This window comes from Streptomyces sp. NBC_00727 (assembly GCF_045161745.1).
Lineage (GTDB): Bacteria > Actinomycetota > Actinomycetes > Streptomycetales > Streptomycetaceae > Streptomyces.
On the sequence record NZ_CP108981.1, the window covers coordinates 6,620,986 to 6,634,869 of the forward strand.

Below are 13,884 nucleotides of genomic sequence, written 5' to 3' on the forward strand. Positions count from 1 at the left end.
GGCCACACTCCGTCGGTGTGTGACCGATTCGAGAGGGTGGCGCGGTCTCGGGGCCGGTTACGCTCGCGCGCCCGAGGCCGGGAACCGGTCAGGCTTCGACGGACATTCCCGCGCGCAGCCGCTTGACGATACGGGCGAGCAGCCGGGACACGTGCATCTGGGAGACGCCCAGCTCCGCGCCGATCTGTGCCTGCGTCATCTCCTGGCCGAAGCGCATCTGCACGATCCGGCGCTCACGCTCGTCCAGCTGCTCCAGCAGGGGCGCCAGCGTGTGGAGGTTCTCGACGGTCTCCATGCCGGGGTCCCTCTCGCCGATCACATCGGCGTACGAGCGCTGCTCGTTGCCGGAGTCGGTCTCCGCCGTGGGGGTGTCGAGCGATCCGGCCGAGTACCCGTTGGCCGCGACGAGGCCCTCGATGATCTCTTCCTCGGGCAGGTCGAGGTGGGCGGCCAGCTCGGCGACCGTCGGATCGCGGTCCAGCCGGGACGACAGCTCCTCCTTCGCCTTCGCGAGGTCGACGCGCAGCTCCTGGAGCCGGCGAGGGACGTGCACCGCCCAGGTGGTGTCCCGGAAGAAGCGCTTGATCTCGCCGACGATGTAGGGGACGGCGAATGTGGCGAACTCCACCTCGCGCGACAGGTCGAAGCGGTCGATGGCCTTGATCAGACCGATGGTGCCGACCTGGATGATGTCCTCCGTGTCGTCACCGCCGCGGTTGCGGAAGCGCGAGGCCGCGTACCGTACGAGTGAGAGGTTCATCTCGATGAGGGTGTTGCGCGCGTACTGGTACTCGTGCGTGCCCTCCTCCAGCGTCTGCAGCCGGTCCAGGAACATCTTCGACAGGGCACGGGCGTCCTTCGGAGCCACCTTCCCGGTGTCCTCGATCCACGGCAGCTCCGCGGTCTCCGCACCGAGCGGTGCGCCCTCCTGCTCCGAGAGCGTGCACGCGTCGCCGAGGACTCCGTCGGTCTTCTCCGTCGTGGTCGCCATGATGTCTGGCCCCTCCTTGTCGCCGAGTGCTTCGCGCACCGCCTGCCCCGGATCTGCGGCGGCATGCACAACTGATGCCGAATTTTTTCGCGGCGCTGTTCCGCGCCTCCGCTCCACCCGAATGGAGCAGCCCGTGGATCATGGCAAACTTGACCGAGCCCCACGCCCGCGGTGCGGCCGGTACGAGTACAGAGGAACGGCGATGACGGTGACAGAGGACGGCCCCGAGATCGTGGCCGGAACCGAGGAATTCGGTCCCGGTATCGACCCGGAGCGGCTGGCCGTCTGCCTGAGTGTGCTCGACGAGCTCGACACCATCGAGGTCGACCACCCGGACGCCGTCGTGGTGCGCCGGGCCACCGCCGGGATCTACCGGACCGTGAAGCAGCGCCGCCGCCAGGAGCGCCGGGCCGCCAAGACCGCGCACGACAAGGCGGTGACCGAGGCCACCGCCACCGGTTCGGCCGAGCGCATCGACGACGAGACGCAGGGCGTCCTGCCGTCCTCGTCCGCCACCGCCGAGATCGCCGGCATCCTCCAGCGGCCCCGGTCCTGCTACGTGTGCAAGGCCCGGTACGTGGAGGTCGACGCGTTCTACCACCAGCTCTGCCAGGACTGCGCCCGGGAGAACCACGCCCGGCGCGACGCGCGCACCGACCTGACGGGCCGCCGGGCGCTGCTCACCGGCGGCCGCGCCAAGATCGGCATGTACATCGCGCTGCGGCTGCTGCGTGACGGGGCGCACACCACGATCACCACGCGCTTCCCCAATGACGCGATCCGCCGCTTCAAGGCGATGGAGGACAGCGACGAGTGGATCCACCGCCTGAAGATCGTCGGCATCGACCTGCGCGACCCCGCCCAGGTCGTCGCCCTCGCCGACTCGGTGGCGGCCGAGGGTCCCCTCGACATCCTGATCAACAACGCGGCGCAGACGGTCCGCCGCTCGCCGCAGGCGTACAGCGAACTGCTCTCCGCCGAGTCCGCCCCGCTGCCCGCCGGTGAGCTGCCCGCCGCCGAGGTGATCGGCACCTTCGGCAGCGGCAGCGTCGACCGCGTCGCTGCCCTGCCCGCCGCGCGCAAGGAAGGGCTCAGCGCCCAGGACGTCGCGGACCTGGCCCTGGTCAGCGGTTCGGCGTCACCGGCCCGGATCGCCGCCGGCACCGCGATCGACGCGGGCGGTCTCGTACCTGACCTCCACGACACCAACAGCTGGATCCAGACAGTCGACGAGGTCGAGCCGATCGAGCTGCTGGAAGTCCAGCTCTGCAACTCGACCGCGCCGTTCATCCTGATCAGCCGGCTGCGCCCGGCCATGGCGGCCACCGCGGCCAAGCACTCCTACGTGGTCAACGTCTCCGCGATGGAGGGCGTGTTCGGCCGGGGCTACAAGGGCGCGGGGCACCCGCACACCAACATGGCCAAGGCCGCGCTGAACATGCTGACCCGCACCAGCGCGCAGGAGATGTTCGAGAAGGACGGCATCCTGATGACCGCCGTCGACACCGGCTGGATCACCGACGAGCGCCCGCACCCGGACAAGATGAGGCTGGCGGAGGAGGGTTTCCACGCCCCGCTCGATCTGGTCGACGGCGCTGCCCGGGTCTACGACCCGATCGTGCGCGGCGAGGCGGGCGAGGTGCTTCACGGCTGCTTCCTGAAGGACTACGCCCCCGCCAACTGGTAGGGGAGCAGGGGCGTGCCCGCCCCCACCGTGCGAAGACCCGGCCGGGATGTTTACCTGGCCGGGTCTTTTCCGTACGCGGTGGCTGAAAGTGACTCATGGCACACGTTCCATCGAGCGCGGAGGCGCTCATTTGGTTACTCTGATGTGAACGGACGTCATCGAGGAGTCCACGAACCTTCCTCGACCGTCCTGGGACAGACTTGTCAACCAAGTCGCCGTCCCGCCCCGTACCCGGCGCCACCGCGACCGAACTGTTTCTGCCCCTGCCCCGCATGGGCAGCTGATTCCCGGCAATGAGAACCGGAGCGTCGGTAACGCCCGGGGCTACGCGACACGAAGGAGTGCGCGGTGACGACACCGGAACTGACCGAACAAGACGAGCGACCGGCCGAACGGCACGGAAAGCCGGGGACCGGCAGCGACAAGCTCCAGAACATCGAGGTCTGGGCGAGGTCCGCGCCGATCCGCCTGGCCGGCTACGAGGACGACCTCGCCGAGCCGCACATCCTGCCCGGCATCGACTGAGCCTCGCAACGCGCTGTGGCCCGCCCCCGCCGGGGGCGGGCCACAGCGCGTTCGCCTGTGCGGCGCGTGCTCAGAACACCGCGCGTGCGACAGCGGCCCCGGCGAAGGACAGCCCCACTCCGGCGGCGACGGTGGCCAGGAGATAGGACGCCGCGAGGCCCAGCCGGCGGGCCGAACTCAGGGTGAGCAGTTCGTACGAGAACGTCGACCACGTCGACAGGGCCCCGCAGAAGCCGGTGGCCAGCAGCAGATTCAGCCGGGTGCCCAGATCGCCGTCGGTCGCCGCCTCCGCCACGAAGCCGAGGATCAGCGCCGCGCCCGCGTTGGCCGCGAAGGTACCCCACGGGAAGACGCTGTGCAGGCGGAACTTCGCGTCCACGCCGAGCAGGTAACGCACCGGCGCCCCCACCAGGCCGCCGGCCAGGACGAGCAGCCAGTCGGTCATGACGCCTCGCCCCGCACGCCGTAGGAACGGCCGAAGGCGAAGTGCGCCGCGAAGGCCCCCGCCGTCACGGCCGCCAGCGCCGCCGCCACCGTCAGCACCAGGTATCCGACCGCGTAGCCGGGCTGATGGTTGTCGAACAGCTGCCGCACGTTGTCCGTGTAGTGCGAGAACGAGGTGAACCCGCCGAGCACACCGGTGCCGAGCAGCGGGCTGATGAGCCGGGGAGCCCCGGGGAAGCGCAACTTCAGGGTGACCATCAGGATCCCCATCAGGAAACAGCCCACCGCGTTGACCAGCAGGATCGTCCAGGGGAAGGCGAAGGTACCCGTAGGCCACAGGCGTTCGGCGGCGTACCGGGCGCAGGCCCCCGCGGCTCCGCCGACCGCGACGGCCACCACGACCGGGAGCTGTACGCCCGGATGGTGATCGGGGTGGCTGTGCCGGTGCAACCGCATCTTCTGGGCCATCCGCCGAACGTACGGAAGGCGGCCGGACACCCGGGGGCGGGTGTGCGGCGTGGCCCGGGGGAGCACCCGAGTGGGCTACCGGTTCCGGCTCCCGCGAGAGAAGGCGAACTTTATGTGGCTGTATGGCATATGACGGATTCGCCCCTGCGGCCGTCATGCCCGGACCACTGACGAGACGCTGGAGCATGCCTTGTCCCTCGCCGAACCGGATCTCGTCCGGCGGCTGGAGAGCCGCCAGCCGTCCGCGTACCTCCTGGCGTCACTGCGCGGTGTCGGGCAGGTCGACTTCCAGGCCGGTCTGTACACCGGCGCCGCGATCCTCGCCGGTCTGTGGGTGGCGGGCTGGCAGACGGGACTGTTCGCGACGATCGGGACGCTGGTCGCCACCGCCACCGCCTACGCGCTGGCCGTCGACCGGGGGAGCATCGCACTCGGCATGCAGGGGTTCGCGGGCTGCCTGACCGGCATCGCCCTCATCTCCTCGTTGGGGAACCACCCGGCCACCTACGTGCTGACCGTCGTGGGCGCCGTCCTGTGCGTCATTCTCATGGCGACCCTGGCCACGTTCCTCACGCCGTACAACCTCACCCCCATGACCGCGCCCTTCTGCCTGGTCTCCGGCGTGATGGTGGTCGGCGCCCCGTCCTTCGACCGCGTCTGGCACGGCGCCCCGGCGGCCGTCTCCAACACGACCAGCGGGGACACCGGGATCACCTGGAACGACCTCTGGCACGCCTTCTTCAACAACGTCTCGCAGATCTTCCTCGTCGAGAGCTGGTACGTCGGACTGATCATGCTCGCCGGACTCGCCCTGGCCGGCCTGCGCGTCGTGCTCTACGCCGCCGCCGGCAGCATCGCCGGGATCGTCGCCGCCTGGCTGCTCGGCGCGCCGACCGACCTGATCGCCAACGGCATCTACGGCTACAACGCGGTGCTCGTCGCCATCGGCCTCGGGGCCGTCTTCATGGCCAACACCGCCTGGACCGCGGCCTACGCGATTTTCGGCGCGATGGTCAGCACCGGCCTCACCGCCGCCCTGACCTCCTTCTTCAAACCGTTCGGCGGCCACACCTTCACCTGGCCGTTCATCCTCACCACCTGGACGCTGCTGGCGGCCGTCCCCCTGCTGCCGCGCCTGCGCCGCAGCTGACCGGACCCGAGACCACCAGCCCCCCCGCACACACCGAGGAAGGTACCCACGATGAACCTCGCCCCCCGCGAGATCGACAAACTGCTCGTGTACGTCGTGGCCGACCTGGCCCGCAAGCGCCAGGACCGCGGCCTGAAGCTCAACTACAGCGAGTCGGTCGCGCTGATCACCGAGGCGATCCTCGAAGCGGCCCGCGACGGCAGGAGCGTCGCGGACTGCATGGAGCTGGGCCGCCACATCGTGGGCGAGGACGACACCATGTCCGGCGTACGGGAGATGCTCGGCCTCCTCCAGGTCGAGGCGTCCTTCGTGGACGGCACCAAGCTGGTCTCCGTCCACGACCCCATCGGCGGCTGACCATGGCCGGGAACGTGGCCGTCATCGCCGTCTGCGGCCACGAAGCCGCGTACGGACGGGCGCTGGAGGGGCGACTCGGCCCGGACGTGGGCATCGTCCCCAACGGGCGCGCCCTCTTCCGGACCGTCGCCGCGCACCTGCGCCGGGGCAAGCGAGCCGTCGTCGTCCCGATGACCCTCGGCCGTGAACCCGGGCTCGTCGCGGACACCGCCCGCACCCTGCGCGCCGTCCCCGACGCCGGGCCGGGAGCCGTGCTCCTCACCGAGCCGTTCGGCACCGCCCAGCACCTCGTCGCCTGGCTGCGCGCCGCCGCCGGCCGGGTTCCCGCCGACTCCGCGCTCCTCGTCGCCGCCCCCTCCGGCGACCCGTTCGAGGACGCCGAGCTCCACCGCGTCGCCGCGCTCGTACGCCGCTACGGGCGCCACACGCTGGTCGAGGTCGCGTTCGACGGCGGCGACCCGGGCCCGGCCGAAGGCGCCCGGCGCTGCGCGCTGCTCGGCGCGGAGCGCGTGACGCTGCTGCCCGCCTCGTTCACGGCCGTGGACCCGGGTGGCGCGGCAACGGTCCCGGTGGCGGACGCGGGCCCCCTCGTGCCGGACCCCGCGCTGCGCCGGGTCCTGGACGAGCGGGTGGCCGACGCGCACCGGCGCTGGAGCGAACACGGTGACGACGGCATCTCGGCCGGACTCGCCGCCGCCGACCACCACGGCCACGCCCACACCCACCCGCCGGGCGAGGGCCACGGCCATAGCCACGACCACGGCCATGCGCACGGACACCCCCACGAGCACGGCCCCGGGACCGGGCACCGGCACCACCACCACCCGTCCGCCGCTGGGGCGGACCGAGGCATCAGGAGCATCGCATGACGTTCCGTCAGCAGTACCTGTACGGGGACGACCCCATCGAACTCAACGCGGGCCGGCGCACGGTCAAGGTCACCGTGAGCAACACAGGCGACCGGGCCGTGCAGGTCGGGTCGCACTACCACTTCTTCGAGGTGAACTCGGCGCTCTCCTTCGACCGCGAGGCGACGCTCGGCACGCACCTCAACATCGCCGCCGGCACCTCCGTACGGTTCGAGCCCGGCGGGACGCGCGAGGTCGAGCTCTGCGCGTATGCCGGAACCGGCCGGCTCACCGGCTTCAGCGGGCTGCTCAACGGCAGCCTCGCCTCCCACCCCGCACGCGTCGAAGCCGTCCGCAAGGCCATCGAACGCGGCTTCCAGGGTGCGCGGAACACGCCCGCCGGATCCGGCCCCAAGGTGGAGTCCGAGGGCGCCGGCAAGGACGGGGCCAAGGGTCCCAAGGGTTCGAAGGCCGCCAAGGACAAGAAGAAGGGTTCGCGCTGATGCCCATCCTGCCCCGCAAGCAGTACACCGACATGTTCGGTCCGACGGTCGGTGACCGCTTCCACCTCGCCGACACCAACCTCGTCGTCGAGGTCGAGAAGGACTACAGCGAGGGCCTGTACGGCGACGAGGTCGTCTACGGCGGCGGCAAGACCATGCGCGACGGCATGGCCTCCGACCCGCAGGCCACCGCCGCCCAGGGCGCGCTCGACACCGTCATCACCAACGTGGTCCTCATCGACCCGATGGTGGGCGTCGTCAAGTGCGACATCGGCATCAAGGACGGCTTCATCGTCGGCATCGGCAAGTCCGGCAACCCGCAGACCCAGAACAACGTGGACCCGGACCTGGTCATCGGACCCGGCACCGAGGCCATCGCCGGCGAACACCTGATCGCGACCGCGGGCGCCATCGACAGCCACGTCCACCTGATCGCCCCGCAGCAGGCCGAACAGGCTCTGACCAACGGCATCACCACCCTCATCGGCGGCGGCACCGGTCCCACGGACGGCTCCAACGGCACCACCTGCACCCCCGGCCCGTACAACATCGGCCTGCTCCTCCAGGCGGCGGAGACCCTGCCGGTCAACCTCGGCATCATGGGCAAGGGCAACGGCAGCCTCCCGGGCGCCCTGGAGGAGCAGGTCGTCGCCGGTGCCTGCGCGCTCAAGGTCCACGAGGACTGGGGTTCCACACCGGCCGTGATCGACAACGCGCTGAACGTCGCTGACGAGCACGACGTCCAGGTGGCCATCCACACCGACAGCCTGAACGAGGGCGGGTTCTTCGAGGACACCCGCTCCGCCATCGACGGCCGCGCCATCCACACCTTCCACAGCGAGGGCGCGGGCGGCGGCCACGCCCCCGACATCCTGCGCGTCACCGGCGAGCCCAACGTCCTGCCGTCGTCGACCAACCCGACGCTGCCGTACACCAAGAACTCCGTGGACGAGCTCCTCGACATGGTGATGGTCTGCCACCACCTCAGCCGGGACATCCCCGAGGACGTCTCCTTCGCCGACAGCCGGGTCCGGGCCGAGACGATCGCCGCCGAGTCGGTCCTGCACGACCTCGGCGTGATCAGCATGTTCTCCTCCGACTCCCAGGCCATGGGCCGGATCGGCGAGTCCGTCACCCGGGCCTTCCAGACCGCGCACCACTGCAAGGACAAGCTCGGCGTGCTGGAGGGCGACTCGGAACGCAACGACAACCAGCGGGTGCTGCGCTACCTCGCCAAGCTCACCATCAACCCCGCCATCGCCACCGGCATCTCCGACTACGTGGGCTCGATCGAGAAGGGCAAGCTCGCCGACATCGTGCTCTGGCCCATCCACTCCTTCGCCGCCAAGCCGAAGATGGTCATCAAGGGCGGCCTCGTCTCCTGGGCGCAGATGGGCGACCCCAACGCCTCGCTGCCGACCCCGCAGCCGGTCACCTACCGGCCGATGTTCGGGCAGTACGGCAAGGCGCTCCAGGCCACGCACGCCACGTTCATGTCGCAGGCGGGCATCGCCGCCGGCGTGCCGGAGCGGCTCGGCCTGGACCGCAAGGTCCTGCCCGTGCGCCGCACCCGCACCATCGGCAAGCACAACATGGTCCGCAACGACGTCCTGCCGGACATCCAGGTCGACCCGGAGACGTTCAAGGTCACGCTCAACGGCAAGGTCGCCACCATCGACCCGGCCGAGAAGCTGCCCCTGAACCACCTCTACTTCCTGGTCTAGGGCCGATGTACCGCAAGGAGGGCGACATCGCGGGCGACCCCGGCCCGGCGGGGACCACGGCCGCGGGCCTCGGACCGCTGCTGGTCAGCCTCCAGCTGACCGACTCGGCGTTCCCCAGCGGCTTCTACACCCTCTCGCACAGCCTGGAGGGCTTCGCCCAGGCGGGCGCCGTGGACGCGCAGAGCCTGCCGCCGCTGCTGGCTGACCTGCTGCTGCACGGCGTCGGGCCCGCCGACGCCACCGCGCTCGCCCTGGCCCACCGGGCGACCGCGGCGGGCGACCCGGAGACCGTGGTCCGGATCGACGAGCACCTGTTCGCCACGAAGCTCGGCCGGGAGATGCGCCAGGCCGCCACCCGGACGGGCCGGCAGCTCCTGGACCTGGGCCACGAGGTCTTCGGGTGCCCGGAGATCGGCGACTACTACGAGCGGGTCGTGCGCCGTGAGGCCCCCGGCACCCAGGCCGTGGCCGCCGGCGTCGTCTACGCGGCGACCGGTGTCCCGGTCCGGCAGGCGGTCGCCGCCGACCTGTTCGCGTTCTGCGTGAGCTTCGCGGGCGCCGCCCTGCGGCTGAGGCTCACCGACCACCGTACGGCGCAGACCCTGCTCAGGGGCGCCGCGCCCGTCATCGAGGCCGCCGTCGACGCGGCGCTGCGCAGGGAACTCGACGACGTCGGCGCCACCGTCTTCGCCTCGGACGTCATGTCGGGCCGTCACGAGCGCGCCGAAGCCCGCCTTTTCGCCAGCTGAGCACCCACCACGACACCTCTAGGAGCACACCATGGACGACAACGTACTCCGGGTCGGCATCGGCGGACCCGTCGGTTCCGGCAAGACCGCGCTCATCGAGGCGCTGGTCCCGGTCCTGATCGCACGCGGCCACCGCCCCGCCGTCATCACCAACGACATCTACACCCAGGAGGACGCCCAGCACGTGCGCCGCACGCTGGCCGGAGTCCTCGAACCCGAGCGCGTCGTCGGCGTCGAGACCGGCGCCTGCCCGCACACCGCCGTACGCGACGACCCGACGATGAACCTCGCGGCCGGCGCGGAGATGCTGGAGCGCTTCCCGGACACCGACACGCTCCTGTACGAGTCCGGCGGCGACAACCTCACGCTGACGTTCAGCCCCGCGCTCGTGGACCTCTTCCTCTTCGTGCTCGACACGGCGGAGGGCGAGAAGATGCCCCGCAAGCGCGGCCCCGGCATCACCGACTCCGACCTCCTCGTCATCAACAAGATCGACATCGCGCAGTACGTGCGCACGGACATCGGCGTCATGGAGTCCGACGCCCACCGGGTCAGGGGAGACGGACCCGTCGTCCTCACCGACTGCCTGACCGGTGTGGGCGTCGACGAGATCGCCGGCTACCTCGAATCCCGCCGCAAGGTGCTGATCTGACATGCCGCTAGCCCCGCAGCGGCCGAAGGCCGGCCGGCTCGCCGAGGAGTACTACACCGCCGTCCGCGTCCCCCCGGACGTGGCGGCCCTGGCCTCCGTCCCGGACACGCTGGCGCCCGGCTCCCCGGCCAAGGTCGGCATCCTCGACCTCGCCTTCGCCGTACGGGGCGGGCGCACCGAACTCGTCGGGCGCTACCAGAAGACACCGCTGCAGATCATGCGGCCGCTGTGGATCGACCCCGCGCAGCCCGGCATGAGTTACGTGTATCTGATGGCCACCGGCGGCGGCATCGCCCAGGCCGACCGCTACCGGATGGACTTCCGCTGCGGCCCGGACACCCAGGTCCACCTGACGACCCAGGCCGCCACCAAGATCTTCCGGATGGAGCACGACTACGCGAGCCAGCGCGTGCACCTGACGGCCGACGCCGGCAGCTACGTCGAATACCTCCCCGACCCGCTGATCCCGTTCCAGGACGCGCGCTTCTACCAGAGCACCGAGGTCACCGTCGCGCCCGGCGCCACGGTCCTGGTCGGCGACACCCTCACCGCGGGCCGGCTCGCCCGCGGCGAACGCCACACCTACCGGACGCTCGCGACCGACCTGCGCATCCGCAGGCCCGACGGCACCCTCCTCGCCATCGACACCCTGCGCCTGACGCCCCGGCAGCCGGGCACCGGAGTCCTCGGGCCCGGGGTCTTCGCCGGCCACGACCACGTCGCCTCGCTCTTCGTGGTGACCGACCGCGTTCCCGCCACCGCGCTCGCCGACACCCTGCACGAGGCACTCGCCGGGCTCGGCGTCCTGTACGGGGTGAGCGTGCTGCCCCGGGACTGCGGCGCGTGGGTGCGGCTTCTCGACGACAGCCCGGTCGGGGTGGCCGCCGCACACCGGGCCGCCTGGCACGCCGTACGCCGGCTGCTCACCGGCCACCCGCCGCCCGACCTGCGCAAGCCGTAGTGCTTCCCGCTTCGCCCCTTCTCTGCACGAGGTATCGCCGATGATGACAGCTCCCGCGCCCATGCCGGCCGCGTACGACTCCGGGGACACCGCCTGGCTGCTCGCCGCCACCGCCATGGTCCTGCTGATGACGCCCGGCCTCGCGTTCTTCTACGGCGGCATGGTGCGCACCCGGCACGTGCTCATGATGATCAAGATGAGCTTCGCCGCGCTGGCCTTCGGGACCCTCGTCTGGTGGGTCATCGGCTACACCCTGGCGTTCGGGCCCGACGTGGGCGGCGCCGGGCTCATCGGCAACCTGGATCACGTGTTCATGAAGGGCGTCGAGCTGAACACGCTGACCGGCGCCATCCCCACGTACATCTACAGCACCTTCCAGATGGGCTTCGCCGTCATCACCGTGGCCCTGATCAGTGGATCGATCGCCGACCGCGCCACGATGCGGGGCTGGCTGGTCTTCGTCGTGCTGTGGCTGCTGATCGTCTACATCCCCATCGCGCACTGGGTGTTCGACAAACAGGGCTGGATCGTGAAGCACCTCGGTGCCCTCGACTTCGCCGGCGGGCTTCCGGTGGAGCTCAACTCGGGGGTGGCGGGGCTCGCCGTCGCGCTGGTGCTGCGCGCACCGCGCGACTTCGCCCGCCGCGAGGAGCGCCCCAACAACATCCCGCTGGTGGTCATCGGCGTGGGTCTGCTGTGGTTCGGCTGGTTCGGCTTCAACTCCGGTTCCGCGCTCACCGACCAGGGCACGGCCGCGGCGGCCTTCATCAACACCCAGCTCGGCGCGGCGGGTGCCATGGTGACCTGGCCGCTGGTCGAGAAGTGGCGCACCGGCCGCGTGACCACCATGGGCGTGGTGTCGTCCGCCGTCGCGGGCATGGTCGCCATCACTCCGGCGTGCGGCGAGATCAACACGCTGGGCGCGGTGATCACCGGGCTCGTCGTCGGTGCGGTGAGCGCGTACGCGATCACCCTCAAGTTCCGCTTCGGCGTGGACGACACGCTGGACGTCGTCGGGGTGCACGGGGTCGGCGGCCTGATCGGCCTGGTCATGGTCGGCCTCTTCGCCACGGCCCGCGTCAGCGGCAAGGAGGGCCTGTTCTACGGGGGCGGCTGGGGCCTGCTCGGCAAGCAGATGGTGGCGATCGTGTCCGTGATCGCGTTCTCGTTCATCCTCACCTGGATCATCGCCAAGGCCGTCGACCTGACCGTCGGCTTCCGGGCGAAGGAGGAGTACGCCCTCGTGCCCGGCGAGGAGGCCGAGCGCGCGTACGACTTCCAGACCGCCGAGCGGCTCGGCGCGCTGGTCTCCGGGCGGCGGGTGGCGAGCGACGACGAACTGGTCAAGCAGATCAGCCGCCTCCTGCGGGCCCGCGAGAGCGAGAAGTAGCCGCCTACGCCCTGGTCGGGCGCAGGAAGTCGCGTACGAAGGTGCGGTGCCACCAGCAGCCGGTGGCCCGCAGTTCGCTCCAGGTGGTGAAGCGGTAGCGGAAGACCCGGGCCCGCACCTGGGCCGGCGGGGCCTCCGGGAACGGGTTGTGCCGCAGCAGCCGCAGCGTGTCCCGGTCGTTCTCCAGCAGCCGCTCCACGAACGGGCCGAACCAGGACCTGGCGTACGCGGGGGAGAGCGCCGCGAACCACATCATCCAGTCCAGCCGCAGATGGTAGGGGGCGAACTGGCGCGGCAGCCGGCGCGGATCTCCCGGCTTGCCCCGGAAGCCGTACTCCTTCCACACCGTGCCCGGGTGGACGACCGCGTCCTCGGTGCCCTCCACCACCACCTCCAGCCGGACCCGGCTGATGCTGCCGAAGGCGCCGTACGTGTTGACCAGGTGCAGCGGGTCGAACGACCGGTTCATGACCTGCCGGCGGGAGACCAGATTGCGGGCCGGGCGGTAGCTCAGGGCCAGGACCAGCGCGGTGACCGCGATGACCAGCACCGCGTACCAGACGGGCGCGCCCCGCTGGGCGGGCGGCTCGGTCACCGGCGACCAGTCGATGACCGGCAGGGCGAGCGTGATGGTCAGCCAGTTCAGCCAGGCGAAGTTGCCCGAGAGCACCAGCCACAACTGGGTGACGATCATCAGGCCCGCCGCGAAGGTCGCCACCGGCTGCGGGGTGAAGAGCAGCACCGGGACCAGCAGCTGGGTCACATGGTTGGCCGCCACCTCGACCCGGTGCACGGGCCGGGGCAGACGGTGGAAGAACCAGCTCAGCGGCCCCGGCATCGGCTGCGTCTCGTGGTGGAAGTCCAGGCAGGTCAGGTCCCGCCAGCAGGCGTCGCCGCGCCACTTGATGAGCCCGGCGCCGAACTCCAGCCGGAACAGCACCCACCGCAGCAGCCACAGCACGAGCACCGGTGGCGCGGTGCCCGCGTTCCCCAGGAAGACGGCGAGGAAACCCGTCTCCAGCAGCAGCGATTCCCAGCCGAAGCCGTACCAGACGCCGCCCACCTGCACGATCGACAGATACAGCACCCACGGCACCGCCCAGAGCGCCATGGCGGCCCCCAGCGGCACATGGTTGTCCGCGCCCGCGATCAGCGCGACGGAGACGGCGCAGCCGGTCCACGCGACCAGGGCGAAGAAGCGGTCGGAGCAGTGGAGACGGAAGAGCCCCGGGGCGGTGCGCCAGGACGTGTGCCGCAGGGCGTCGGTGGCGGGCAGCATGCCGCGCTCACCGACCAGCGCCCGGAACTGCAGCGCCGCGGCGAGGAAGGCGGTCAGGTAGATGACGGCGAGGGCCTTCTGGAAGACCAGCCGGCCGAGCCAGTACCCGTCAGCGGTGAACCACTCCATCGCTACCAGTATGGCCCGGCGCCGCCC

The 13,884-nt window shown here is 70.9% G+C and carries 15 protein-coding genes; 11 read left to right on the plus strand and 4 right to left on the minus strand.

Annotated features, from left to right (window positions below; all coding sequences use genetic code 11):
• Positions 1-88: 88 nt before the first annotated feature.
• Complete coding sequence (locus OG242_RS29870) at positions 89-991, minus strand: RNA polymerase sigma factor SigF (RefSeq protein ID WP_405901113.1); 903 nt, start codon at positions 989-991, stop codon at positions 89-91.
• A 202-nt stretch (positions 992-1,193) separates the two neighbouring features.
• Between OG242_RS29870 and OG242_RS29875 the strand changes: the two genes are divergently transcribed.
• Both OG242_RS29875 and OG242_RS29880 read left to right on the plus strand, forming a co-directional pair.
• Positions 1,194-2,678 carry an SDR family NAD(P)-dependent oxidoreductase gene (locus OG242_RS29875; protein WP_405901114.1) on the plus strand — a complete coding sequence of 495 codons (1,485 nt, stop codon included), beginning with the start codon at positions 1,194-1,196 and terminating at the stop codon, positions 2,676-2,678.
• Between the two features lie 348 nt (positions 2,679-3,026).
• Complete coding sequence (locus tag OG242_RS29880; protein ID WP_405901115.1) at positions 3,027-3,203, plus strand: hypothetical protein; 177 nt, start codon at positions 3,027-3,029, stop codon at positions 3,201-3,203.
• Between the two features lie 70 nt (positions 3,204-3,273).
• Here the strand turns inward: OG242_RS29880 and OG242_RS29885 are convergent, their stop codons facing one another.
• Positions 3,274-3,648 carry a fluoride efflux transporter FluC gene (locus tag OG242_RS29885; RefSeq protein WP_405901116.1) on the minus strand — a complete coding sequence of 125 codons (375 nt, stop codon included), beginning with the start codon at positions 3,646-3,648 and terminating at the stop codon, positions 3,274-3,276.
• Positions 3,645-4,115, minus strand: coding sequence for a fluoride efflux transporter FluC (locus OG242_RS29890; protein ID WP_405901117.1), 471 nt, complete (start codon positions 4,113-4,115; stop codon positions 3,645-3,647). The genes OG242_RS29885 and OG242_RS29890 overlap by 4 nt, the downstream gene beginning before the upstream one ends.
• A 190-nt stretch (positions 4,116-4,305) precedes the next feature.
• Here OG242_RS29890 and OG242_RS29895 point away from each other — a divergent pair, with 190 nt between their 5' ends.
• Genes OG242_RS29895 through OG242_RS29935 form a run of 9 tightly spaced genes read left to right on the plus strand, consistent with a single transcriptional unit; the run spans position 4,306 to position 12,449 of the window.
• Complete coding sequence (locus tag OG242_RS29895) at positions 4,306-5,265, plus strand: urea transporter (RefSeq protein ID WP_405901118.1); 960 nt, start codon at positions 4,306-4,308, stop codon at positions 5,263-5,265.
• 51 nt (positions 5,266-5,316) lie between these two features.
• Positions 5,317-5,622, plus strand: coding sequence for an urease subunit gamma (locus tag OG242_RS29900; RefSeq protein ID WP_405901119.1), 306 nt, complete (start codon positions 5,317-5,319; stop codon positions 5,620-5,622).
• A gap of 2 nt (positions 5,623-5,624) precedes the next feature.
• Positions 5,625-6,491: a sirohydrochlorin chelatase gene (locus tag OG242_RS29905; RefSeq protein ID WP_405901120.1), complete on the plus strand. Its 867-nt coding sequence runs from the start codon at positions 5,625-5,627 to the stop codon at positions 6,489-6,491.
• Positions 6,488-6,973 carry an urease subunit beta gene (locus tag OG242_RS29910; protein WP_405901121.1) on the plus strand — a complete coding sequence of 162 codons (486 nt, stop codon included), beginning with the start codon at positions 6,488-6,490 and terminating at the stop codon, positions 6,971-6,973. The genes OG242_RS29905 and OG242_RS29910 overlap by 4 nt, the downstream gene beginning before the upstream one ends.
• On the plus strand, positions 6,973-8,697 hold the full coding sequence (gene ureC / locus OG242_RS29915; RefSeq protein WP_405901122.1) for an urease subunit alpha: 1,725 nt from the start codon (positions 6,973-6,975) through the stop codon (positions 8,695-8,697). The genes OG242_RS29910 and ureC overlap by 1 nt, the downstream gene beginning before the upstream one ends.
• A gap of 5 nt (positions 8,698-8,702) precedes the next feature.
• A complete protein-coding gene (locus tag OG242_RS29920; protein ID WP_405901123.1) occupies positions 8,703-9,446 on the plus strand; it encodes an urease accessory protein UreF in 744 nt (247 codons plus the stop codon).
• 31 nt (positions 9,447-9,477) lie between these two features.
• Positions 9,478-10,098, plus strand: a complete 621-nt coding sequence (gene ureG / locus OG242_RS29925; RefSeq protein WP_405901124.1) for an urease accessory protein UreG — start codon at positions 9,478-9,480, stop codon at positions 10,096-10,098.
• 1 nt (position 10,099) lies between these two features.
• On the plus strand, positions 10,100-11,059 hold the full coding sequence (locus OG242_RS29930; RefSeq protein ID WP_405901125.1) for an urease accessory protein UreD: 960 nt from the start codon (positions 10,100-10,102) through the stop codon (positions 11,057-11,059).
• 40 nt (positions 11,060-11,099) lie between these two features.
• Positions 11,100-12,449: an ammonium transporter gene (locus OG242_RS29935; RefSeq protein ID WP_405901126.1), complete on the plus strand. Its 1,350-nt coding sequence runs from the start codon at positions 11,100-11,102 to the stop codon at positions 12,447-12,449.
• 4 nt (positions 12,450-12,453) lie between these two features.
• On the opposite strand, the gene OG242_RS29940 is transcribed toward OG242_RS29935, so the two are convergent.
• Complete coding sequence (locus OG242_RS29940) at positions 12,454-13,857, minus strand: lipase maturation factor family protein (RefSeq protein ID WP_405901127.1); 1,404 nt, start codon at positions 13,855-13,857, stop codon at positions 12,454-12,456.
• Positions 13,858-13,884 lie beyond the last annotated feature (27 nt).